At 32.4% G+C, this 25,469-nt stretch carries 21 protein-coding genes, 3 pseudogenes and 1 riboswitch; of the genes and pseudogenes, 5 read left to right on the top strand and 19 right to left on the bottom strand.

Translation table 11 applies throughout. The features are described 5' to 3' along the window. Positions 1-64: 64 nt before the first annotated feature. The 10 genes and pseudogenes from KA894_RS04350 to KA894_RS04305 form a co-directional block, all read right to left on the bottom strand. Positions 65-1,131: pseudogene (locus KA894_RS04350) on the bottom strand (ABC transporter substrate-binding protein). 2 nt (positions 1,132-1,133) lie between these two features. Continuing rightward, positions 1,134-1,938 (bottom strand): annotated as a pseudogene (locus KA894_RS04345) (ABC transporter permease). A gap of 5 nt (positions 1,939-1,943) precedes the next feature. Then, positions 1,944-2,747: an ABC transporter permease gene (locus KA894_RS04340; RefSeq protein ID WP_103372890.1), complete on the bottom strand. Its 804-nt coding sequence runs from the start codon at positions 2,745-2,747 to the stop codon at positions 1,944-1,946. Continuing rightward, a pseudogene (locus KA894_RS04335) lies at positions 2,734-3,833 on the bottom strand (ABC transporter ATP-binding protein). The gene KA894_RS04340 and the pseudogene KA894_RS04335 overlap by 14 nt, the downstream one beginning before the upstream one ends. A gap of 704 nt (positions 3,834-4,537) precedes the next feature. Continuing rightward, the gene (locus KA894_RS04330) at positions 4,538-4,816 is read right to left on the bottom strand and encodes a UPF0223 family protein (RefSeq protein WP_210133735.1); all 279 of its coding nucleotides are present in this window, start codon (positions 4,814-4,816) and stop codon (positions 4,538-4,540) included. A gap of 251 nt (positions 4,817-5,067) precedes the next feature. Further along, the gene (lpdA, locus tag KA894_RS04325; RefSeq protein ID WP_096810397.1) at positions 5,068-6,474 is read right to left on the bottom strand and encodes a dihydrolipoyl dehydrogenase; all 1,407 of its coding nucleotides are present in this window, start codon (positions 6,472-6,474) and stop codon (positions 5,068-5,070) included. Positions 6,475-6,477: 3 nt separating this feature from the next. Beyond that, a complete protein-coding gene (locus KA894_RS04320) occupies positions 6,478-7,767 on the bottom strand; it encodes a dihydrolipoamide acetyltransferase family protein (protein ID WP_115342300.1) in 1,290 nt (429 codons plus the stop codon). A 150-nt stretch (positions 7,768-7,917) separates the two neighbouring features. Beyond that, positions 7,918-8,895, bottom strand: coding sequence for an alpha-ketoacid dehydrogenase subunit beta (locus tag KA894_RS04315; protein ID WP_096810399.1), 978 nt, complete (start codon positions 8,893-8,895; stop codon positions 7,918-7,920). Positions 8,896-8,898: 3 nt separating this feature from the next. Continuing rightward, a complete protein-coding gene (pdhA, locus tag KA894_RS04310) occupies positions 8,899-10,011 on the bottom strand; it encodes a pyruvate dehydrogenase (acetyl-transferring) E1 component subunit alpha (RefSeq protein ID WP_096810400.1) in 1,113 nt (370 codons plus the stop codon). Between the two features lie 266 nt (positions 10,012-10,277). Then, complete coding sequence (locus KA894_RS04305; RefSeq protein WP_096810401.1) at positions 10,278-10,904, bottom strand: YkyA family protein; 627 nt, start codon at positions 10,902-10,904, stop codon at positions 10,278-10,280. Between the two features lie 123 nt (positions 10,905-11,027). Here KA894_RS04305 and def point away from each other — a divergent pair, with 123 nt between their 5' ends. Further along, complete coding sequence (gene def / locus KA894_RS04300) at positions 11,028-11,579, top strand: peptide deformylase (protein WP_210133734.1); 552 nt, start codon at positions 11,028-11,030, stop codon at positions 11,577-11,579. Positions 11,580-11,629: 50 nt separating this feature from the next. Here the strand turns inward: def and KA894_RS04295 are convergent, their stop codons facing one another. After that, on the bottom strand, positions 11,630-11,902 hold the full coding sequence (locus KA894_RS04295) for a hypothetical protein (RefSeq protein ID WP_096810403.1): 273 nt from the start codon (positions 11,900-11,902) through the stop codon (positions 11,630-11,632). A gap of 487 nt (positions 11,903-12,389) precedes the next feature. On the opposite strand from KA894_RS04295, the gene KA894_RS04290 reads away from it, so the two are divergent. After that, positions 12,390-12,605 carry a DNA-dependent RNA polymerase subunit epsilon gene (locus tag KA894_RS04290; RefSeq protein WP_096810404.1) on the top strand — a complete coding sequence of 72 codons (216 nt, stop codon included), beginning with the start codon at positions 12,390-12,392 and terminating at the stop codon, positions 12,603-12,605. Then, on the top strand, positions 12,605-14,476 hold the full coding sequence (gene rnjA, locus KA894_RS04285; RefSeq protein WP_096810405.1) for a ribonuclease J1: 1,872 nt from the start codon (positions 12,605-12,607) through the stop codon (positions 14,474-14,476). The genes KA894_RS04290 and rnjA overlap by 1 nt, the downstream gene beginning before the upstream one ends. A gap of 120 nt (positions 14,477-14,596) precedes the next feature. On the opposite strand, the gene KA894_RS04280 is transcribed toward rnjA, so the two are convergent. The 3 genes from KA894_RS04280 to KA894_RS04270 form a co-directional block, all read right to left on the bottom strand. Further along, positions 14,597-15,256, bottom strand: coding sequence for a potassium channel family protein (locus KA894_RS04280; RefSeq protein WP_096810406.1), 660 nt, complete (start codon positions 15,254-15,256; stop codon positions 14,597-14,599). Positions 15,257-15,343: 87 nt separating this feature from the next. After that, a complete protein-coding gene (locus tag KA894_RS04275; protein ID WP_096810407.1) occupies positions 15,344-16,360 on the bottom strand; it encodes a cytochrome d ubiquinol oxidase subunit II in 1,017 nt (338 codons plus the stop codon). Then, positions 16,360-17,712 carry a cytochrome ubiquinol oxidase subunit I gene (locus KA894_RS04270; protein WP_115342301.1) on the bottom strand — a complete coding sequence of 451 codons (1,353 nt, stop codon included), beginning with the start codon at positions 17,710-17,712 and terminating at the stop codon, positions 16,360-16,362. The genes KA894_RS04275 and KA894_RS04270 overlap by 1 nt, the downstream gene beginning before the upstream one ends. A 199-nt stretch (positions 17,713-17,911) precedes the next feature. Here KA894_RS04270 and KA894_RS04265 point away from each other — a divergent pair, with 199 nt between their 5' ends. Next, positions 17,912-18,145 carry a glutaredoxin family protein gene (locus KA894_RS04265; RefSeq protein WP_096810409.1) on the top strand — a complete coding sequence of 78 codons (234 nt, stop codon included), beginning with the start codon at positions 17,912-17,914 and terminating at the stop codon, positions 18,143-18,145. A 539-nt stretch (positions 18,146-18,684) separates the two neighbouring features. On the opposite strand, the gene ptsP is transcribed toward KA894_RS04265, so the two are convergent. The 5 genes from ptsP to auxA all read right to left on the bottom strand — a co-directional run bounded on the left by ptsP (position 18,685) and on the right by auxA (position 24,298). Next, entirely contained in the window at positions 18,685-20,400 is a 1,716-nt protein-coding gene (ptsP, locus tag KA894_RS04260; protein ID WP_107644257.1) for a phosphoenolpyruvate--protein phosphotransferase, read from the bottom strand. Between the two features lies 1 nt (position 20,401). Further along, complete coding sequence (locus tag KA894_RS04255; RefSeq protein WP_096810411.1) at positions 20,402-20,668, bottom strand: phosphocarrier protein HPr; 267 nt, start codon at positions 20,666-20,668, stop codon at positions 20,402-20,404. A 164-nt stretch (positions 20,669-20,832) separates the two neighbouring features. Then, positions 20,833-21,375 (bottom strand): DUF697 domain-containing protein, encoded by a 543-nt coding sequence (locus KA894_RS04250; protein ID WP_096810412.1) that lies wholly within the window; start codon positions 21,373-21,375, stop codon positions 20,833-20,835. Between the two features lie 57 nt (positions 21,376-21,432). Continuing rightward, complete coding sequence (locus tag KA894_RS04245) at positions 21,433-22,602, bottom strand: class I SAM-dependent rRNA methyltransferase (protein ID WP_119488110.1); 1,170 nt, start codon at positions 22,600-22,602, stop codon at positions 21,433-21,435. A gap of 394 nt (positions 22,603-22,996) precedes the next feature. After that, on the bottom strand, positions 22,997-24,298 hold the full coding sequence (auxA, locus tag KA894_RS04240) for a lipoteichoic acid stability factor AuxA (RefSeq protein ID WP_115342302.1): 1,302 nt from the start codon (positions 24,296-24,298) through the stop codon (positions 22,997-22,999). A gap of 239 nt (positions 24,299-24,537) precedes the next feature. On the opposite strand from auxA, the gene graF reads away from it, so the two are divergent. Next, entirely contained in the window at positions 24,538-24,672 is a 135-nt protein-coding gene (gene graF, locus KA894_RS04235) for a glycopeptide resistance-associated protein GraF (RefSeq protein ID WP_194445642.1), read from the top strand. 636 nt (positions 24,673-25,308) lie between these two features. Beyond that, a riboswitch (TPP riboswitch) is annotated at positions 25,309-25,410 on the top strand. Positions 25,411-25,469: the final 59 nt, after the last annotated feature.

Genomic DNA, 25,469 nt, shown 5'->3' with positions numbered 1-25,469 from the left:
CTCCTTATACTACTTATCAAACTATTATATCGAATAAACGATAAAATAACTACTATACTACGTTTTAATTTAACGACATTTTAAAATTTAAAAACCGCTCATTATACTCACTTAATGTATCTTTACCCAAATTTTTATAAATTTCTAAATGGCTTTGTACAGATTTTGAGGGATAAAATCGTTCATCATTTTTTATATAGTTTGGCAATTGATCTCTTGATGATTTATTTGGCGTGGCGTAGGCTACCCATTCTGTATTTTGTTTACTATTTTGTGTATTAAGTATAAAATTAATGAATTGATGTGCGCCTGCTTTGTTTTGTGCAGTTTTAGGGATAACCATGTTATCAAACCATAAATTGGGCCCTTCTTTTGGAACAATATAGTCAAAATCACTATTATTTTGTATGATAGATGCTGCTACACCGCTCCATACCACTGCTATATTTGCCTCGTGCTGTTCAAGCATCATCGAAATTTCATCGCCTACAACACCTCTCACATTAGGGCTTAAAACCTTCAAGTCATTCTCTGCCTTTTTTAAATGTTGGGTTTGTGTATCATTTAAACTGTAACCTAATTTATTTAAACTTAAACCAATAATTTCTCTAGCACCATCAATTAACAATATGTCATTTTTATATTTTGTATGATACAAACTTTTCCATGAACTAAAATCGTCATCGGGGTAAACATCTTTATTATACAAAATGCCGACCGTTCCAAAAAAGTATGGAATTGAATAACGATTACCTTTGTCAAATGGCATATTCATATAATCTTTATCTAAATTTTTTATATTGGGTATTTTCTCATGATTTAACGGTAATAACAAATTTTCATTTTTTGTACTGTATATTCGCTGGGAAAAGCAACATCATAGTGGGTACCACCATTACGAATTTTTGCTTCCATCGCTTCATTAGAATCAAAAGTCTCATATACCACTTTTATCCCTGTTTCTTTTTGAAAATTTTTAATTAATTTAGGATCAATGTACTCTCCCCAGTTATATACATAAATTTTTTTACCTGTACCCGATTGGTTTTTGGCAGTAAATTTTTGGCTTAAAAAAAGACACAATAATCCAATAGCAACGGATAATATGATTAATTGTAAAAACCGTTTCATTGCTACATCACCTGTTTCAATTGCTTATTGCGTTTAAATAATTTTCTCATTATAAAGTAGCCTAATATACCTGATATAATTGTTATAAAGAGCATCGTGGATATCGCATTGATTTCCATACTTATACCTTTCCGAGCCATAGCATAAACGTCTACTGACAATACGCTAAATCCATTTCCTGTAACAAAAAAATTACTGTAAAATCATCTATTGAATAAGTTAATGCCATGAAAAAACCGCCAATTATTGAAGGAAATAAATATGGTAACATCACTTTATTTAAAACTTGGAAATCACTTGCTCCAAGATCTCGTGCTGCATCTAATATATAAACATTCATTTCATGTAATTTAGGTAATACAATAATAACCACAATAGGAATACAAAAAGCAATATGAGATACTAACACCGTTATAAAGCCTAGCCCCAACCCTGTAAAATGACCTATTGCTGTAAACATAATTAAAAAAGAAGCGCCAATAACAACATCTGAAGATACCATTAATACATTATTTAAAGTTAACAATGATATTTTTAATTTTTTGTTACGTAAATGGTACAACGCAATAGCACCCATTGTTCCAATCATAGTGGCAACTGAAGCTGCTAATAATGCAACTGCTACCGTATTAAATATAACTGCCATGAGTCTTTCATTTTTAAATAGAGACTGGTAATGCGCTAATGTAAATTGATCAAAATGGATCATATCGCCTGCTGAATTAAATGAATAAATCATTAAAATAATATTGGAATATACAACACTGTGATTAACATACCGATATATAATTTGCCATACCATTTCATATGATTCATCCTTTTACAATTGTATTTTTTGTATTAGTTATAATTAAGACAAATGCCATAAAGAGAATCAGAAACAATGCTATCGTTGACCCCATGCCATAATTTTGAATAACTAAGAATTGTTCCTCAATAGCTGTACCCATATTAATCACTTTATTACCTGCAATTAATCTTGTAATCATAAATAGTGAAAGCGCAGGGATAAAAGTAACTTGGACACCCGTTAATACACCTCGTTTCGTCAAAGGAGCAATCACTTTTCTAAATATTATTAACCGACTAGCACCGAGATCACTTGAAGCTTGTAACAAGTTGTTAGGAATGTCTTTCATACTATTAAAGATAGGTAGAATCATAAATGGAATGTAAATATAACTGGCAACGATTAAAAAAGCAGGCACAGTAAATAATAGTTCCAATTTAGGCAAGTGCAAACCATATAATATTCGGTTGATAATACCATCATGACTGAACAAACCAATAAATGCATAGGTCTTCAGTAGTAAATTAATCCAAGTAGGTATAATTAGGATAAGCAACCAAAGACTTTGATATTTAGATATTCGAATGAAATAAGCTGCTGGATAACTAATGCATAAAGTCATTATTGTGATCGCCGTAGCATACATGATAGAATCCCAAATCATTCTAAAATATTTTGTGGTCATGATTTGTTTATAATTATCTAAATTGAAATGACCATGAATATCAATCATTGAAAAGTAGATAAGCAGAATCACAGGAATAACAACAAAAAGAAGCATCCACAATATATATGGTATAAATAAATAACCATTAATTTTGCGCATTGTTACCATCCTCATAACTTTCAATTCGTTTTTCAAATGCTTCTTCAGTCTCACCAGGTACCATGATATGAATGGCTTCAGGTTCGAAGTATAAACTTACTTTACTGCCAACCTCAGCTTTTTTAGTAGAATGAATCAGCCATTCATAGCCTTTTTTATCAACACAATTCATCTCATAGTGGACGCCCCTAAATAACATAGAATCGACAGTGACTTCAAATAACCCATGATTAGGCGGTTCCAAAGATATGTCTTCTGGACGAATGATGACATCGACTTGTTGTTGTGTAGGGATGCCTTTATCAATACAATTGAATACTTGTCCGTAAATATCTACCACAAAATCTTCAACCATTGTTCCTTTTACGATATTAGATTCTCCAATAAAGTCAGCAACAAATCGATTCACTGGTTCATCGTAAATATCTATAGGCGATCCAAATTGTTGTATTTTTCCATCTTTCATTACAAAAATATAATCACTCAATGCTAATGCTTCTTCTTGATCATGTGTGACAAATATAAAAGTAATACCTAACCTTGATTGTATATCCCTTAATTCATATTGCATCTCAGTTCTTAACTTTAAATCTAATGCAGACAACGATTCATCTAGAAGTAAAATCTCAGGCTCATTCACTATAGCCCGGGCGATTGCAATACGTTGTTTTGTCCACCACTCATGCCGTCAACCATTCTATTTTCAAACCCAGTTAATTTCACTAATTTTAAAGCTTCTTGCACTTTAGCCTTAATTACTTGTTTGCTTAGCTTTTTAATTTTTAAACCAAATGCGATATTATCAAAAACATTTAAGTGTGGGAATAACGCGTAATCTTGAAAAACAGTATTTACTTTTCTCTTGTTAGCAGGAATGTGATTAATCGTTTTACCTTGGTATATGATTTCACCACTATCAAATTGTTCAAAGCCTACGATAAGTTTAAGTATTGTAGTTTTCCCGTAACCAGAAGGCCCTAATAATGTGTAAAAATGACCAGAGTCGATATTCAAATCTATATCATTTAAAACTTGGGATTCTTCATAGGATTTACTAACGGATTGGAATGTTAATAAGGGGGTCATACTTTATCCTCCTATAAATATAATACTGTTGTAATAGCTATCATTTTTACGTACCTTGACACCATATTTTTTAATTTATGTATTTAGTTTGACTTGATTTAAATTATAATAAGTCTCTTTCTTCAGCATATCGATTATCACGCCTATCCAATAAAAATAACGCTTTGCCTTAGAGACAAAAATTCAATGTACCAGAATCAGAGGTACCAAAATTTTATATAAAGTATTAGGTTTCAAAGTAACTAATAGCGCCTCTGTTTAAAACCATTTGGTTGTGCGGCTTCAATTTAATTGATCATCTCTTCTCAAGTTTTTCATAATGAATTTTATACCTCTTTTATGTCTCACTTTTTAAACACTAGGTTTTTAAAATTTTAGTATGTATTGTACTAAAACTTATAATATATTAAAAAATTTTTCCATATTGGTAGTGCACATTCACTTTCAATACTGAAAAACGTTTGATAAATTAAATTTTCTACGATTTTTTCTTGAACGCACTGTTTTACCCTTCTTAGACTTTTGAGTTTTCCCTTATATTCTTAATGACAAATCAATTAATTTATTCATATTTATTATCGTTTACAATCTATTTTGACACACACACTTTAAATTACTTCAAAAAAGGCTATACTTTATTTACTTTTATTAAACGTTTTTTAGCGCTTAATAAAAATATCAAAGTATAGCCTGTATGACAACAATTATTTTTCTTTTGAACTGAAATATTTTTGGTTAGGCGATGTTTGAACGGACTTTACTGCTTGATAACTATTATAACCACTTTGTTTTTCAAATGTTTTTAAAATTTGTTTTTCTTCAGCCTTGCTTGGGACAATATTTTTAAATTGCTGATAACGATTTAAAAGGTCTTCGCCTTCAACTTGCGATTCGTAATACTTCTCTATTGCATTAAAAAAATCCACCACCTGCAACATTTCTTCCTTAGACCAATCAAGGTCTAAGGGGTATGAATACTCCATATACTAACCCACCTTTATGTTACCTATTATATGCCGAATTTTTAAGATTTAATTTAAAAAAGGACGGAACAGAAACCAAATTTAAGAAATTGATTTCATATGCCCGCCCCTACAAAGATGCTATATTGCTTAAAAGTGCACATTAAATTATTTAAAATGAATCATCTACTATGATATGCCGATTTCTAAATAAGTTGAAATGGAAACAATTAATCACTAGCACTTTGTCTTTTATATAAAAATTGCTTTAATTACATAGTATGAACTGGTAATCCTAAAGCTTTCTCAGCAGCTTCCATAGACATTTCACCTAATGTTGGGTGCGCATGTACAGTTAATGCTAAGTCTTCTGCGTTCATACCAGCTTCAATTGCTAAACCTAACTCAGAGATAATATCAGAAGCGCCAGTACCAACTACTTGAGCACCTACTAATGTATTATCTTCTTTAAGTGTTATTAATTTAACAAAACCGGTTGTGTCATCTAATGATAATGCACGGCCGTTAGCTGCATAAGGGAATTTAGAAGCAGTAACTTCTAATCCTTCTTCTTTAGCTTGTGCTTCAGTATAACCTACTTGTGCAAGTTCTGGTTCAGTGAAACATACAGCTGGCATACCGATGTAATCAACTTCAGATGCTTCACCGGAAATAACTTCAGCAGCTACTTTCGCTTCATAACTAGCTTTATGTGCTAATGGTAATCCAGGAACGATATCACCAATTGCAAAGATATTTTCAGCAGAAGTACGGCTTTGTTTATCTACTTCTAATAATCCACGATCAGCAAATTTAAGACCAATTTCTTCTAAACCTAACTCATCAGTGTTTGGACGACGACCAACAGTTACCAGTACATAGTCTGCATCGATTGTTTGTTCTTCGCCTTTAACTTCATATGTTACTTTAACGCCATCGTCAGTTTCTTCAGCAGATTTTGCCATCGCTTCAGTTACAATTTCAACGCCTTTTTCTTTCATACCTTTTTTAACAGGTTGCGTCATTTGTTTTTCAAAGCCACCTAGTATGTCTTTTGCACCTTCTAAAATCGTAACTTCTGAACCAAAGTTAGCAAAAGCAGTACCTAATTCAGAACCAATATAACCGCCACCAACGACAACTAATTTACCAGGAACTTCTTGTAAATTTAAAGCGCCAGTTGAATCGATTACGCGGTTACCGAATTTGAAGTTAGGGATTTCAATTGGTCTAGAACCAGTTGCAATAATCGCGTTTTTAAAGTTATAAGTTTGAGCACTTTTTTCGTCCATAACGCGTAAGCTGTTATTATCTACAAAATAAGCTTCACCTTTAACGATTTCTACTTTATTACCTTTTAATAGTCCTTCAACACCACCAGTTAATTTTTTAACAACTGATTGCTTGAATTCTTGAACTTTATCAAATTTAAGTGAAACACTTTCAGCAATAACACCTAAATCTTCAGAGTTTTGAGTTTCATTATAACGGTGAGATGCATGTAATAATGCTTTTGATGGGATACAACCAACGTTAAGACATACGCCACCTAATTCGCCTTTTTCAACGATTGTTACTTTCTGACCTAATTGAGCTGCGCGAATTGCTGCAACATATCCTCCAGGTCCGGCTCCGATTACAATAGTATCTGTTTCAATTGGGAAATCTCCAACTACCATGTTTTACCCCTCCATTAATAATAATTCTGGATTATTTAATAAACGTTTGATATGGTTCATAGCATTTTGTCCAGTCGCACCATCAATTTGTCTATGGTCAAAGCTTAATGATAATGATAATACTGGAGCAGCTATAATTTCTCCGTCTTTAACAATAGGTTTTTGGGCAATACGACCAATACCTAAGATAGCAACTTCTGGGTGATTTATAACAGGAGTGAACCATTGACCACCAGCTGAACCAATATTACTAATTGTACAAGTCGCATCTTTCATTTCATCTGAAGTCAATTTACCATCACGTGCTTTCACAGCTAATTCATTAATTTCATCTGAAATTTGGAACATAGATTTACGGTCAGCATGTTTAACAACAGGTACTAATAAGCCTCTGTCAGTATCAGCTGCAATACCGATATTCCAATAATGTTTTTGTACAATTTCGCCAGCTTCTTCATTGAATTCTGTGTTAAGTGCTGGGTATTTTTTAAGTGCAGAAACAAGTGCTTTCACTACATATGGTAAGAAAGTTAATTTAGTACCTTGCTCAGCCGCAACTTCTTTGAATTTTTTACGGTGATCCCATAATTCTTGAACATCGATTTCATCCATTAAAGTCACGTGAGGCGCAGTGTGTTTAGAATTAACCATTGCTTTAGCAATTGCTTTACGCATTGCAGGAATTTTTTCAGTTGTTTCTGGGAATTCTCCTTCAGTAGCAACTGGTGCTGATTGTGCAGAACTAGCTGTAGTTTCTTCAGTAGCTTCTGATGTACTTTCAGCTGAAGCTGTACTTGTCTCTCCATTTAAGTACGCATCAATGTCTTCTTTAGTTGTGCGACCATTTTTACCAGAAGCTACAACTGCTTTAATATTAACACCATTTTCACGTGCATATTTACGTACTGAAGGCATTGCTTTAACGCGTTTATTTTCATCTACATCTTCATCATTTGATGATTGAGCAGGTGCTTCAGTTTTTTCTTCTTTTTCAGATTCTGATTCGCTTGCAGATTCATCACTGTCGCTACCTTTAAATTCCATATCTTCTGCATCAGGCGCGTCGATTTTAACGATTGTGTCACCCACAACTGCTACAGTACCTTCATCTACTAGTACTTCTTCAATTGTTCCTGAAACAGGTGATGGGATTTCTACTACTGATTTGTCATTTTGTACTTCAGCTAAAACATCATCTTCTTCGATGTTATCTCCAGCTTTAACAAACCATTTTACAATTTCACCTTCGTGGATACCTTCACCAATATCGGGTAGTTTAAATTCAAATGCCACGTTATTATCCTCCTAAAAAGTTCATATTTAGTCACAAATGATAAAATGAGAGTTGAATTTATTATTCACTATCTCATGCTTTCTTTTAATAAAAACAAATGAAGTTGGGATAACATTGTGACAGATATCCCAAACTTTTTTATTTATAAATTAGAATTCTAATGTTGCTTTTGCTTTTTCAATGATATCATTTTTGTTTGGTAACCAAACGTTTTCAGCTTGAGTAAACGGATAAACCGTATCAGCAGCTGCTACACGCGCAATTGGTGCCTCTAATGAAAGAATAGCACGTTCAGCTAATTCTGAAGCAACTGTTGCACCAACACCAGCTTGACGTTGCGCTTCTTGAACAACAACTGCGCGACCAGTTTTCTCAACTGAAGCAACAAGCGTTTCTATATCAATAGGTTGCACCGTACGTAAATCGATAACTTCTACTGAATAGCCTTCTTTTTCTAATTCTTCTGCAGCTTTTAATGATTCTTGTACCATTGCACCATAAGCGATTAAAGTAAGATCATTACCTTCTTGTTTAACGTTAGCTTTGCCGATTTCAACTGTATATTCTTCCTCTGGGACTTCTTCACGGAATGAACGATATAATTTCATATGTTCTAAATATACAACTGGATCGTTACTTCTAATTGCAGAAATTAATAAACCTTTAGCGTCATAAGGGTTAGATGGAATAACTACATTTAAACCTGGTGATTGAGCTAAAATACCTTCTAAATTATCTGCGTGTAATTCTGGTGTATGCACGCCGCCACCAAATGGCGCACGAATTGTTACTGGTGCTTGTTTTGAGTTACCAGAACGGAAACGTGTACGTGCGATTTGACCTGCAACAGAGTCAAATGCTTCAAATACGAATCCTAAGAATTGGATTTCCATAACTGGACGATAGCCTTGTGTAGTTAAACCTAAAGCTAAACCACCGATTCCAGATTCTGCTAACGGTGTATCAAACACACGGTCTTCACCGAATTCTTTTTGTAATCCTTCAGTTACACGGAATACACCACCGTTAACGCCGACGTCTTCACCGAAAAGTAAGACATTTTCATCATTTTGTAATTCGGTTTTAAGCGCGTTATTAATCGCTTGAACCATTGTCATTTGTGCCATCGGTTACTTCGACTCCTTCTCTTTATAGATTTCATATTGTTCTGCTAAATGTTGAGGCATTGCTTCATACATATTTTCCATCAAGTCTGTAACTTTTTGTTTTTCTGTATTGTCCGCTTCTTTAATAGCAGTTTTAATTTCAGCTTTCGCACGATCGATTACTTCGTTTTCTTTCTCTTCAGTCCATAGACCTTTACCTTCAAGATATTTTCTGAAACGAACTAATGGATCTTTTTTCTCCCATTCAGAATCTTCATCTGAAGTTCTATATTTCGTTGGGTCGTCACCAGCCATTGTATGCGGGCCATAACGATAAGTGATTGTTTCAATTAGCGTTGGTCCCTCACCGTTCACAGCACGGTCACGCGCTTCTTTAGTTGCTTGATACACTGCTAATGCATCCATACCGTCCACTTGGAGTCCTGGAATACCAACTGAAATCGCTTTTTGTGCTAAAGTTTCAGCAGCTGTTTGTTTACTACGTGGTGTAGAAATCGCATAGTTATTGTTTTGGATTACAAAGATTGCAGGCGCTTTGTAAGCAGAAGCAAAGTTGATACCTTCATAGAAATCACCTTGTGACGAACCACCATCACCAGTGTATGTGATTGCTACAGCTTGCTTGCCGCGTTTTTTAAGTCCTAGTGCAACACCAGCCGTTTGTACATATTGAGCACCGATAATAATTTGTGGGCTTAATGCATTAACACCTTCAGGCATTCTATTCCCTTTAAAGTGACCTCTAGAGAATAGGAACGCTTCAGTTAATGGTAAACCTTGCCAAATTAATTGTGGTACATCACGATAACCTGGTAAGATAAAGTCTTCTTGTTCTAAAGCATATTGAGAAGCTAATTGAGAAGCTTCTTGTCCAGCTGTAGGAGCATAGAAACCTAATCTACCTTGTCTATTTAGTGAAATAGAACGTTGGTCAAGGATACGTGTCCAAACCATTCTTTCCATTAATTCTACTAATTGCTCGTCTGATAAATCTGGTACTAGATCTTTATTAACGACATTACCGTCTTCATCCAAAATTTGGATCATTTCAAATTGAGATTCAGTATCTTTCAATACTTTCTCTGCATCGAATTGGGCTTTCAATTTCGGAGCCATTCAATTCACCATACCTTTCCCGTATAATAGAAATTCATTTTATCCTTTCATATTGTACCACAAAACTATTCCGCTGTTAAACAAATAAGAAAAGTTCTGTAGTACTATAAACCGGTACAGTTTTTAATCTGTACTACTAATTTTCGTCATGCTGTACTACCTGTATTTTTGAAATATGGGTTGTAATATCCCTTAAAAATGTAAGCGCCCTCATTTATTATGCTATAGTTAAATAAGCAAAATTTCAAATTTATAGCACTATAGATTTAATTTAAATTATCTACGTCCTGTTTTTCTTTATTTACTTTTTCCATTGCGTCTTTGTATTTATTAAATGATTTATCCATATCTTTATATGATTTGGATACTGCTTCCGTTTTTTGATTCATTTCTTCTTGATTTGCTTGGTCTCCAGCCCCATATTCAAATAAATCTTTTTCTTTGCTCATAATGTTTTTATATGACTTAGCATAATCGTCGTGTGCTTTATATTTATCCTTTAATGCATCATTTAATTCTTTCACTTCTTTTTTCTTATCTTTATCACTGATATTATCTAAATGCTTTTGTGCCTTTTTAAATTCTTTTTCTGAATTATCTAAAGCTTGTTCTTCTTTTTCAAATGCTTCTTGTCTATCTTTAACGTTACCTACAATTTTTTGAGAAGTTTCTTTCGCCTCTTGTTGATCTTTTCCATTTATTTCTTCAACTAATTTTTGTTTTTCTTGTTCAAGATCGTTAAGTTTTTTTCCTACAGAAGAAACTGGTTTTTCTTTATCAAAAGCTTGTTGTATTTTTTCGTTGTAATCTTTTATTTCGTCTTTATCAGTTGTACATCCAGCTACAAGTACTGTTGAAGCAAGTAATGCACCTATACCGAGTTTTAATTTCATTTTTGAGTAATCCTCCTTTTCCGTGTGTTATATTATATAATGAATTTTAATAAATCAAATTTATCACTGTATTTCAACTAGTAATCTTTGGTATATTTTATATTAAGGAAGGTGTATGAACAAATGTTAACAATGAAAGATATTATTCGCGATGGTCACCCTACACTTCGTGAAAAAGCTAAAGAAGTCGAAGTTCCTTTATCAAATGAAGATAAAGAAACCTTAAAATCTATGAGAGAATTTCTAATCAATAGTCAAGATGAAGAAACAGCTAATAAATATGGTTTACGTTCTGGCGTCGGGTTAGCAGCACCACAAATTAATGTATCTAAAAAAATGATTGCTGTGTATTTACCTGATGACGGAGAAGGTAAAAATTATGACTTAATGTTAGTAAACCCTAAAATCATGAGCCACAGTATTCAAGAAGCATACTTACCAACTGGAGAAGGTTGCTTAAGTGTAGATGAAAACATCCCCGGGCTCGTTCATCGTAAATTTAGAATCACAGTTAAAGCTAAAGATATAGACGGCAATGATATAAAATTACGTTTAAAAGGCTATCCAGCTGTTGTCGTACAACACGAAATTGACCATATTAATGGTATCATGTTTTATGATCATATTGACCCCAATCATCCGCTGCAACCACATGAAGATGCAGTAGAAGTATAAAAAAGAACTGTTAGTAAATGTGTTAATCCACATGCTTACTAACAGTTTTTTTACATAAAGTCGTCTCTTCTCTCATGAAATGAAATATTTAATGCTGTTAATTCTTTTTTCAATGTATTCAGTTCTTGAATATCAATGAATTCAGGGTCATGGTTATGTTTTAGATAATTTTGGTCTTCATTTACTGTATCGATAATTTCATTATAATTAAAAAACATAATAACTTGTTCTGCACGCACTTCAAATGTAATATCTTGAAATACTTTGTCAGTTCGTTGTTTCTCATTCTTGATATCTTCTAAAATACGTTTTACTTTGTCCATAGCAATCACCTTCACCTAATATCTATGTTTCTTTCTATATTAAACACTTTGCAATTATGTATCACCCTTTCATCATAATTAATTTTCACCATTGACTCAAGCTTTATGATAGATAGCTTTTAAATTTAAATACATCTAATTAAAACGACTTTCTTGGACTTCGTATTAACTTAATTACTTTATGTAATATAATAAGTACCCTTAAAATAAAACTGCTTTATTTATTCGACTACATCATGTAAAATGAGAAATAACTGAAAACATACAAAATAGTGAAATTTGTATTTTTCTAATCGAACGAATTTAAAATGACCCTAGAAACATACTGGGCGTATGCTCGTATGTTCTCTTTATATATATGAACGTAGTTTCAATTCACTGTTTTGAGTGACTTTATTTTTATTTAATATTAAGAAACTCACAAAAAATATACAATCCAGGGTTTATATAAATAATTTAAACAAAAACTTAGGAGGAAATAGATATAATGGCAGTATATAAAGTATTTTTTCAACATAACAAAGATGAAGTAGTTGTAAGAGAACACACACAAACGATTTATGTTGAAGCACAATCAGAAGAACAAGTAAGAAGATATTTGAAAGATCGTAATTACAATATCGAGTTTATCACTAAACTTGAGGGCGCACATTTAGAATACGAAAAACAATCAGATCACTTTAATGTGGAGCAAGCAGAATAATGAAACAAATTCACAAAAATGAAGTTGCGGTTTATGCTCTCGGTGGCTTGGGTGAAATAGGTAAAAACACTTACGCTGTAGAGTATCAGGATGAAATCGTAATCATTGATGCAGGTATTAAATTCCCTGATGATAACTTATTAGGTATTGATTATGTTATCCCTGATATTACTTATTTAGAACAAAACCAAGATAAAATTGTCGGACTGTTTATCACTCATGGCCACGAAGACCATATAGGTGGTGTGCCCTACCTATTAAAACAAATTAATGTACCTATATATGGTGGACCATTAGCTTTAGGCTTAATTAGAAATAAACTGGAAGAACATCATTTGTTAAGAACCACTGAACTTATTGAAATTGAAGAGAGCAGTGTTATTAAATCTAAACATTTTGAAGTTTCTTTCTATCTAACAACGCATAGTATCCCGGAATCGTATGGTGTGATTGTTAACACACCAGAAGGTAATATCGTTCATACTGGTGACTTCAAATTTGATTTTACTCCCGTTGGAGAGCCTGCTAATATGGCGAAAATGGCAAAACTTGGAGAAGAAGGTGTGCTTTGCTTACTTTCAGATTCCACAAATTCACTCGTTCCAGATTTCACATTAAGTGAACGTGAAGTTGGTCAGAACGTTGAAAAAATATTCCGTAATTGTAGTGGTAGAATCATATTTGCTACTTTTGCGTCAAATATTTATCGTGTTCAACAAGCCGTCGAAGCTGCAATTAAATACAATCGTAAAATTGTGACATTTGGGCGTTCAATGGAAAATAATATCAAAATTGGTATGGAGTTAGGCTATATCAAAGCGCCACCTGAAACATTTATCGAACCTAATAAAATTAATAGTGTACCTAAACACGAGCTACTCATTCTATGTACAGGTTCACAAGGTGAACCAATGGCTGCGTTATCAAGAATTGCTAATGGAACACATAAGCAAATTAAAATTATTCCTGAAGATACAGTGGTGTTTAGTTCTTCACCTATTCCAGGTAATACCAAAAGTATCAACCGCACGATAAACGCATTGTATCGTGCTGGTGCTGAAGTTATTCATAATAAGGTATCAAACATTCACACATCTGGTCACGGATCTAAAGGCGATCAACAACTTATGTTACGTTTATTACGTCCAAAATTCTTCCTTCCCATTCATGGTGAGTACCGTATGTTAAAAGCGCATGGTCAATCAGGTATAGAATGTGGCGTTGACCCAGACAATGTGTTTATCTTTGATATTGGAGATGTATTAGCTTTAACGCACAACTCTGCTAGGAAAGCTGGAAGAATCCCTTCTGGAAATGTCTTAGTAGATGGTAGTGGTATTGGAGATATCGGAAATGTGGTTATCCGCGATCGTAAATTATTGTCTGAAGAAGGTTTAGTCATCGTAGTTGTTAGCATAGACTTTAAGACAAATAAACTTTTATCTGGTCCGGATATTATCTCTCGTGGTTTTGTTTATATGCGCGAATCTGGACAATTAATTTATGATGCGCAACGAAAAATAAAAACAGATGTCATTACTAAATTAAACCAAAATCCAGAAATTCAGTGGCATCAAATTAAGTCATCTATTATAGAGACATTACAACCGTATTTATTTGAAAAAACGGCTCGTAAACCTATGATTCTACCCGTAATCATGAAGGTAAACGAAGGTAATTCACCCTCTTCAACTAAAAAAACACAAAATAAACCTAACAATAAAAAGGATAAATCAAAAAAGAACAACACGAAACCTCAAAATAAACATACAAATCCTAAACCGAACAACAAAGATAATAAAAAGCCAAATCAGAAATCAAAATCAAAAAAAGATGATAACAAAGCCAATCAATCAACTGAGTCAAATTAAAATAAAAGCACACGGTTAAGTATAACTTAACCGTGTGCTTTTATTTTGTTTACTATAATGTTATGAAAATAGGCTGAGACGTATTTAAGTCTCAACCTTTAATATACTTAGGTGCATTTATTATCTAACGACCTTCTTCTCAAAACGATTTAAATCATTATCATGGCCAATCATAATTAAAATATCGCCAATTTCAATATTGATATGGGGATCTGGTGAAACAATAATTTCTCTTCCTCTTTTCACAGCTATGATACTTATCCCATATTGTGCTCGAATATCTAATTCAATAATCGTTTGACCTGCCATTTTTTCACTGACTTTAATTTCAACAATAGAATGTTCATCTGCTAACTCTAAATAATCTAAAACGCTCGCACTTGCTACATTATGCGCAATTCTTCTTCCCATATCTCTTTCTGGATGAACGACTGTATCTGCACCTATTTTATTTAAAATTTTAGCATGATAATCATTTTGAGCTTTAGCAGTTACTTTTTTAACACCTAATTCTTTTAAAATTAAAGTGGTTAACGTGCTTGACTGGATATTTTCACCAATAGCTACAATAACATGGTCAAAATTTCTAATACCTAAACTTTTCATTACTGCTTCATCTGTTGTGTCAGCAATTACAGCGTGTGTAGCAATATCACTATATTCATTCACGCGTGCTTCATTCATATCAATTGCCATAACATCCATATCTAAAGCATTCAATTCTCTGACAATACTGCCGCCAAAACGGCCTAAACCTATAACCACATATTCTTTGTCCATATGCGTCCTCCAAACAGTAAGATAATTGAAATGTATCAAATCTAAATAATTTAAACAATTATCATTACAGCACTTTAATATATGAGTTTATTTTTTACCTTTGACATATTCTTTATCAAAAACAAACAATCTCAATAATAATATTAGCGATGGAATAAGTAAAAGTAAACCTAAAATAAATGCAATAATCAAAGCAATTGCCATACTACTATTAACCACGTGTTCATCTATACGTATATAAGGATATAAGATATATGGTAATTTACTTACACCATATCCAAAGAACGCAAAGCCCATTTGTAAAATAACTAATATAAATGCGATACCGTGCCATTTTTTCATTAAAGTAAGCAACATGGCACCTGCAAAACAAATGAAGCTAAGTGCAAACATCCACCAATAATCAAATACTGCCGTATAGAAATGGGTCTCGTTTTGTATTCTTAATGATAAAAAGACAAATAATGAAATGGCTATCATAGGAGGCCCCCAGAATAAGAACCAATATCTCAACAAACTATATGCTGGTTTATCATTTGCTTTCGAAGCGTAGTATGTTAAAAATCCAGACGAAATATAGAGCACTGATATAATTGCTAAAAATACTACTGACCATGAATATGGACTTAAGAGTAACTCAAACCAATTTAAATCTAAATTGTTGTTTGATCCAGTGATATATCCCCCTTCTGAAATTGTTAACGTAGTAGCTAAAGCAGCCGGTATAAATAACCCAGCTAGACCATACATTGCTAACCAAGGTAATTTTGTATCTGGCCCATAATTTTCAAAAGCATAGAATCCACCTCTAATTGACAATAATACAAGTGCAATTGAAGCAGGTACTAACAATACTGTACCGAAATATTTAGCTGAGTCTGGAAAAAATCCAACCATACCTACGAAAAAGAAAACAAAGAAAACGTTAGTTACTTCCCAAACAGGGTTAAGGTAACGTGCAATTAAATGATTAATTTTTTTATCTTGCTTTGTTATTTTCGCATGTAATGTAAAGAAACCAGCACCAAAATCAATTGAGGCAACAATAATATAACAAAATAAGAATATCCATAAAACTGCGATCCCTATATATGCGAATACCATTATGCATCACCTCTTTCTGATGAATGTTCTTCAAACTCTTTATAGGCTGGTTTATTCTTAAACATTCTTAATAATACATACGAAGAAGTTACAATCAATATGAGATATAATATACCAAATAATACTGTCACGAGTGTTATGCCGCCTGCTTGTGTTGCAGCGTCAGCTACTTTTAGATAACCACGCACAATCCATGGTTGACGTCCTTGTTCTGTCAGGAACCAGCCAAACTCTATAGCAAGCATAGCTGCTGGCCCAGTTAGTAAGGCACCATATAACATTGGTTTGGAATAAGTGAATCTCCGTAATTTTTTAAAGCATAGCGTTAATATAAATGCTGCTGAAATAATTAAACAGAAGACACCCATAGAAACCATTAAATCAAAGTAGTAGTGTACGATCATTGGCGGATGTAATTCTTCTGGAAAATCATTTAATCCTTTAACTTCAGTATTTACGTTATTATCTGCTAAGAAACTGAGTATACTTGGTAACTTAATTGCACCGGAAACTTCTTGAGTTTCTTCGTCTAAAGTTCCAAAAAGCACTAAATTAGCATTTGATTCTGTATCAAAATGCCATTCATATGCAGCTAACTTCTCTGGTTGTTCTTGATGTAAAAACTTAGCTGATAAATCACCGGCTAGCATAGAACCTAAAGTAAAGACGATTCCAAGAATCATTGTTAGTTTTAATGCTTTTTTATGATATTCTGTGTCTTTTTTAAATTTATTTTTCATTAACTTAAATGCAGCAATCGCAGCTAATACAAATGCCATTGTCATAAATGCAGTAGCTACAACGTGAAATGATCTTACAAAAAATGAATCATTAAACATTGCTACCCAAGGTTCAACATTAATCATTTTTCCCTTACTCATTTCAAAACCAGCTGGCGTATTCATAAATGAATTGACTGCAGTAATAAAGAATGCGGAGAAAGAACCTCCAATAATGACTGGTATGCTAATTAAAAAATGTGTCCATTTACTTTTAAATCTATCCCAAGTATATAAATAAATACTTAAGAAAATTGCTTCAAAGAAGAATGCAAATGTTTCCATAAATAATGGCAACGCGATTACATGACCACCCATTTGCATAAATGTTGGCCATAATAGGGATAACTGTAATCCTATGATTGTACCAGTCACAACCCCTACAGCAACTGTAATCGTATAACCTTTAGACCATCTTTTAGCTAATGTTATATAGTGAGGATCATTCTTCTTAATCCCCAAAAATTCAGCAATAGCAAACATTAATGGCACGCCTACACCAATTGTTGCAAATATGATATGAACTGCAAGTGTCATTGCAGTTAGAAAACGCGCTAATTCAACTGAATCCATAATATCACCTTTTTTAATTATTTGTGACAAAAATCACAACGTCTATTCATTATAACTAGAATATCTATGATTTAAAATTAGTTAAACTCAAATTTAAGTGACAAATTAATGACCAATTGCATGTAATTTTAATAACTTGAATTATTATTAAAAGTAATTTATATTAAAGTAACTTAATTATCGAAAGGATTGATGATCAATGAACGATGTTATTATTTACACACAGAATGATTGCCCACCTTGTACTTTTATCAAAAACTATTTATCAGATAAAGGCATTACTTACACAGAGAAAAATATTGCTCATTCACAATTTCGAAATGAAATGATAGATTACGATGCATTTGCAACACCATTTATTTTATTAAATAATGAACCAATGTATCAAATTGATATGGATAAAATTAACCACTCATTAAATATAGAGGTATAATATCAGGATTTTAACTGATTGAAAGCAAAACAAAGCCAAGTGCCCCATTGACGTTACACACTATATCAATATGTGATTAATCGAACCAGGAACCAGCAAAAGCAAATCTTATTGCTAACCAATGACATTATTTTAGTTTAATGTATATATTCAATCTAACACTAAAACAAATAAATAAACATTTTTTTACTCAAAAGATGTTTATTTACTATGAATTAAAAAAGTTTAAGACACCCATACTGTTTTGACTTCTACTAGCATATCAGCAATAACTAACTCTCATGAGAACATGAACTCCCTTTTTAAGCATAGTTTCTTAACTCATTGATTTAATAGTACTTACGCATGGGCTTTAGTCATGTAAGCCATTCAATCCTCTTTGACAAAAAGCCTAAAAAAAGAGACCCATTTGGGTCTCTCATAGCCTTTAAAAATGACTTCTTAATTGCTATTTATCTATTTATGAAGACAAACCATTTTAGCCAGAGCGAGATTACGAAAACATTTTAAGAAACGTAGTTTCTCTCCCGCTTTTTTTATTATTTAGTATACTCGCTTACCAATGCTTGTACTTCTTCAGAAGTAGCACAGTTAATTGCGCTTTGTGCTAGTTCTTCCATTTCATTTTTGCTCAAACCTTTAATTTGACGACGTGCTTTAAGAATCGATGTAGCACTCATAGAGAATTCATCTAAACCTAAACCTAGTAATAATGGGATAGCAGTTTCGTCTCCAGCCATTTCTCCACACATACCAGTCCATTTACCTTCTTTATGAGAAGCTTCAATAACTTGTTGCACTAAACGTAATATTGCAGGATTGTATGGTTGATACAAGTATGATACGCGTTCTGACATACGGTCAGCTGCCATTGTATATTGAATTAAATCATTAGTTCCAATGCTGAAGAAATCTACTTCTTTAGCGAAAACATCTGCCAATGCAGCAGTTGAAGGGATTTCTACCATGATACCAACTTCGATATCATCTGAAACCTCAATACCTTCATTTGTTAAATTTTCTTTTTCTTCTAATAATAATGCTTTAGCATCACGGAATTCTTTAATCGTAGCAACCATTGGGAACATAATACTTAATTTACCGTAAGTTGATGCACGTAATAACGCACGTAGTTGCGGTCTAAATATTTCGGGTTGATCTAGGCACAAACGTATTGCACGGTAACCTAAGAATGGATTCATTTCTTCAGGTAAGTTTAAATATGGTAACTCTTTATCGCCGCCGATATCTAAAGTACGTACAACAACGCGTTTATCTTCCATAGTTTCTAGAACTTTTTTATAAGCTTCAAATTGTTCATCTTCAGTTGGCATTTCATCTCTGCCCATGTATAAGAATTCAGTACGGTATAGTCCGACACCTTCAGCGCCATTCTCAATAACACCTTTTAAATCATTTGGTGTACCAATGTTGGCAGCTAATTCAGCATGTTCTCCATCCACTGTTGTTGTTTCTTCATCACGTAATTTCTGAAGTTCTTTTTTATCTTCAAAGAAACGTTCCCGTTTATTTTGGTATGCAATCACTTCATCTTCTGTAGGATCTATAATTACCTCGCCAGTCAAACCGTCAACAATAATCATATCACCTTGTTTAACTTCTTGTGTAATTGATTTTGTACCTACTACTGCAGCAATTTCAAGTGAGCGGCTCATAATCGCTGAGTGAGAAGTTCTTCCACCAATATTTGTAACAAAGCCTTGTACAAACGCCTTGTTTAATTGAGCCGTGTCTGAAGGTGTTAAATCGTTTCCAATTATAACAACGCTTTCATCAATCATACTCGGATTGGGCAATTCCACACCTAAAATGTGCGCTAATACACGCTTAGATACATCACGAATATCTGCAGCGCGTTCTTTCATGTATTCATTATCCATCGATTCAAAGATGGTAATGAATTGTCCAGTTACATCCGAAAGTGCAGTTGGTGCGTTAACTTGTTCATTTTTTATTTTTTCTTCAATCGGTTGAATTAACTCAGGATCATCTAAAACTAATAAATGCGCATCGAAAATAGCTGCTTTATCAGCACCAAGATTTTCCTCAGCATTATTTCTAATTTTTGTTAATTCAACTTTAGATGTTTCAATAGCTTTTTGAAACTTAGCAATTTCTGCGTCGACATCTTTGACCTTTTCGCTGTTATATGAAAGGTCGGGTTCAACTAATAAATATGCTTTAGCAATAGCTACACCGTCTGATGCAGCAATACCATTAATGTAGTTAGACATATTATTTAGTTAATCCTTCTTTAGATAAGATATCTGTAATAGCTTCCATTGCGTCTGCTTCATCGCTACCATCAGCATAGATTGTGATTTCAGCATCTTTACCTACGCCTAAACTCATAACACCCATGATTGATTTCAAGTTAACTTTTTTACCGTTATATTCTAATTGAATATCTGAATCAAATTTTGATGCAGTTTGAACAAGCATTGTAGCTGGACGTGCATGAATCCCTGTTTCGTCAATAATTACATATGATTTTTGTTCCATAATATAATGTCTCCTTCGTATAGTTAGAATCGTTAGTTTATTATAAAACCTAGCATAGTTTTATATAATAACATTACCAAATTATATATATAAATTCAATTCGTTGCACCCATGACATGACAATAATCCGTGAATATTGTCTCTTTTTTGAAAACGCTACACTATCACATTAAAGATTTAGCAACTTTTTCACATTTCTCAATATGATCGTCCCCTATTTTTTTCATAAAATAATAACTAATAGAGGCAGAAATAGCCTGTCCAACAAGTGGAAACCATTTCGTTTGTTTAGCAGCCATACGCTTTGCAACATCTTTTATAACAACCTTTAAGATTGCATTAGATACTTTTCTACCAATGAATTGGCTGCCTTGAATGGCTGCCGATGCAAAAATGCGCTCTTTTACATCTTCTCTCATTGAATTAACTTGTTTATGATCTAAACCATAGATTTTATTAACGTCTTCAATTATATCTCTCATCAGCTTAATATCTACACCGAAATTCAAACCTGGTATGGGTACAACACTAACACTCGATGATAATACTGATTTTTTTCTAACAATTGCTTGAGCGCGTTCGCGGCGCTCTTCAAGTTCAATATGTGTAGTGGGTAAATTATTTTTATTTTTCACATCTTCAATGTTTAACACTTTATTTCCAACTTTTTGGGTCACACTATTTGTAATTTTATTTTTAATACTCATGATATTCACTCCTTGTAAATGCTAGTATATTAAAAACATTACCCTATTTTTAGTGATCTATTGTACATTTACAAAAATAGCTTTTAAATATTTTGATGGTTTGTAGTGAGGATGTGTTTTAAAATCTTTTGGTAAGCCCATTACTTCTAAAAATTCAAAATCAACTTCTGCACGGTTTAAAGTATCTTTAATAACTTTTTTAAAGGCTTTTAATGAAAATGTGCTGTTATTCGTACATAATAATAGCGTCCCGCCTGGCGAAAGTATTTCTAAGGCGCCTAATATTAATTTATCGTAATCTTTTAACACTGAAAAAGTTTTCTTTTTATTTCTAGCAAAGCTAGGTGGATCAATAACAATCGTGTCATAAATTAAATCATGACGTCGTGCGTAGTTAAAGTAATCAAATGTGTCCATAACAAAAATGTACTGTGTTTTTGGATCAATTGCATTCAATCCAAAATTTTCTTCTGTTAAAGATCGAGAACGGTTAGCTAAATCTACACTAGTAGTCACTTTTGCTTTTTCTGCTGAAACAACTGAAAAAGCACCTGTATAACTAAACATATTGAGTAAGTATCTATTATCTGCAAATTGATCTCTTAATTTCTTTCGTACTTCTTTTTGATCTAAGAATATACCTGTCATAGGTCCATCGTTTAAATCTACGTTATAAAAAGTATGGTTCTCTTCGATTACAATTGGAAATTCAGGTACTTCTCCATCAACAAAACCGCCCTCTATATGAGCGTCTTTAAAACGCATTTTTTCAAAAAGTGAAGTATATTTAAAAACATTCTTTAATGCATTTAAAATTTGGTAGCGATACTTATAAATGCCCTTAGAATACCACTGAATTAAAAAGTGGCCGTTATAATTATCTATAGTTAGCCCTCCAACGCCGTCACCTTCACCATTAAAAACTCTAAAAGCGTTAGTTCCTTCGATATTATAAAAATATGACCTTTCCTCTTTAGCTGTCTCAAAAAGACTTTCAAAAAAGCGGATATTAATTTCTTCGTCTTTATCATAACTTAATACCCAGCCAAGCCCTTTATGCTGTCTTCCTACATATGCAGTTGCAATAAATTGGTGTTTATCATTTACTAATAAGAACAAATCTCCTTCTTTTAAATGATCATGAGCAAAAACATCCTCATCATCAATCAGCGGGTAACCATTTAAATATTTCATTTCTTTACCTTTATTTAATGTGGCAGTTTTCATAAATATATGTCAGCCTTTCTAATGTTTTGTAATTAATGCTTTCTTATTCTATCATCTCAATAATTATAGTAACATCATTTATATTTAAATAAATATTAACTATATGCAATGCTTAATATAATGTATTACATGTAAACTTACCTCATTAGTTATTTAAAAATAATAAAAGTAAGACAAAAAATCGCGTTAATCGCGTTTTCACTCTATTTCTCTAGAAATTCCTTTGCTTCAGACTTGTAAAGATGGCTGAAAAGGCACGCAGGATTCAGGATGCTTGCATAGATGACTTGTTATAATCACAATTTTAATTCAATTCTTCACTATGCATACCGTAGAAGAACCTGAGATATTGATTAATATCTCAGGTTCCCTATTTAAAGTTATATTTTGTTTGTTAATCTCTTGAAGGTTCACGTAATTTAATAATAAATGATACTGTTACTGCAATTAACATAATTAATAATATTGGTGTAATGAAAATTGATAGTAATAGACCATGAACCATAATATTCATAAATTCTGTTACTAATTTGAAAAATAATAGACTTATCATAAATAACTGTAGATAATAGAATTTATTTCTCAAGAAGTTCGTTATAGTAGTTAATATATAGGCAATGATAATAAACATCAACAATAATAAAGTAATCCATTCGATTACATACTGTGTTTGAGAAATTTCCCAATTACCTGATACAAATAATGCGTTTCTATTATTAAATTCTATAATTGTAAAGAACAATAATACAACACCACAAAATATTTCTACATACGCCGATTTAACCCATTTTGGTATTTTCATCCAATTTGGAATATCATCTTCTTGAATATCAATAATATTCTTCCATTTTTCGATAAATTTATCTTTTTTATCTCTTAATTTTTGAATATCGACACTTCTACGGGTTTTGCGTGTGAACTCAGTTGTCTTATCTTGTAAATTTTTCAAATGTTCTTTTGTTTGGTTTGTAACTGTATCTTTGCTCGCTCTAGATAATTCAGGTTCTTCTTCACCTAATTCTTGTTTTGTCAACGGTAATGATCTTCTTAAAAATAAGAAGTTCCAAATTGACATTTGCCCTAGTAACCACATTAATATAAAGAATGTGTTTACACTTAATATATCTATTGGAATAATTTCATCACTGTCAATTCTTCCATATAACACAATTTGTGTAATTAAATAACTCATGCCGTAACTGAAAATAATAAGTAAATAGTGATATTTTCTGTGTTTTGGATTTAATTCATCTTTATACACGATATACCCAATGTGAATAACAAACGGGATGATAAAAATGATAGCAAAAAAGCTATAAACTTGTGTCATTAGAATTAACGTTATAATAAAGAAAAGAATACCTATAACTAAAAAGAAGATTGAAACATCATAATCATATTTCGTTGTTCTTAAAAGGGCAAACCCAATTAATATAACTGCAACACCAAATAAAATAATTAATATCGCACTTATAACAGGAAAATTCCCTATATAATTACTCATAACTCTTATGATTTCTGCAAAAAATGCATTTATAAAATCCCAAACATTATGAATATGTAATTCTATTTTACCCTTATCCTTTAAATCATGGACCATGGGTAAATTTATTAAAATGATGAGACCTGTGAAAAGCGAAACGATGCCTATTATATAACTATATAATATCTCAGCGTGTTTCTTAAAAAAAGACATACCATTCACCTCAAAGTTATTATATATTAACATTTTGTTCTTGTCTTTAATAAATCCATAAATAAGTCTATAGTATGATAGAAAAAAGTGGTATAGTCAACTTTCCACTAAATTTAAATTACTAAACAAATATTTTACAACCAAAGAATTAAAGTTTCATCTATACTTATTGTTTACGTTTCATTTCATGTGGTAAATAATAACTGTAAGTCATGTTTACTGTGAAGGAGTGTTAAATTATGAGTAAAGAAGAAGCAAATAAAAAAGCAGCTGAAAAAGCAAAAGAAGCTGAAGATAAATTAAAAGATAAAAAAGAAACTGCTGAAAATAATACTGAAGAAACAAAGAAAAACGTTCAGGACAGTTTAGATTAAAATTCGGTATAACGCTTTAAAAAATGTGTTGATTCAAAGATACAGAGGTTATATCGTTACTAAAGGTTGGACTTTCAATATAGACTTCTATTGAGACACTATATATGGCTAGGTTGTTGACTTCTTTCTACGATGAGGATTAGCAACCTAGTTTTTTATGTATTTTGTTTACCTATGGCTCAACTACTTCTATTAACTTTTGTAAAGAAATAAGAAACATATTTATACATATATAATTAGTGTGTATCAGTAGATAATTAAAACTAAAGTATAAAGTTTCGCTTCTTAATTCTGTTGAGTTAGTGATGCTTAGACGTGAAGATGAGCATACACTCACACGATGGTTTTACCCTTATCGTTCTTGTATATTTTCTAGTCATCTTTACCAGAGTTGAACAATGAAATCATTTTTGAAAATCTGGTTTCTGTTTTCTTCTTTATGATGAGCCTTATATGATATAATGCTTTTTATAAACAATATGAGTTCTATCCGGTTTAGGATAATGCAATATTTTCGAAATCGCAACGTCTATTTTGCACCTAATGACTTTAACATTCGTGAATCTTTAGTTTATTCTCGATACGTCTTGACATAAGTGGTGAAAAATCATACATTATAGTTAAATTTAAAATTAATATTCGCACTAGGGGTGTTTAGTGACTGAGATGAGGTATACCCTCAAACCCTTTGAACCTGATCTAGATTAAGCTAGCGTAGGAAAGTGTATTGCGATACAATATTTTTTGTATCCATATGCCTATGTTTAGCGCGCAACTTCTAGAAGGTTGTGCGTTTT

Source organism: Staphylococcus sp. GDY8P131P (assembly GCF_017891975.1).
GTDB lineage: Bacteria > Bacillota > Bacilli > Staphylococcales > Staphylococcaceae > Staphylococcus > Staphylococcus nepalensis.
The sequence above is the reverse complement of the archived record's forward strand: the minus strand, read 5'-3'. Positions and strand labels throughout refer to the sequence as shown.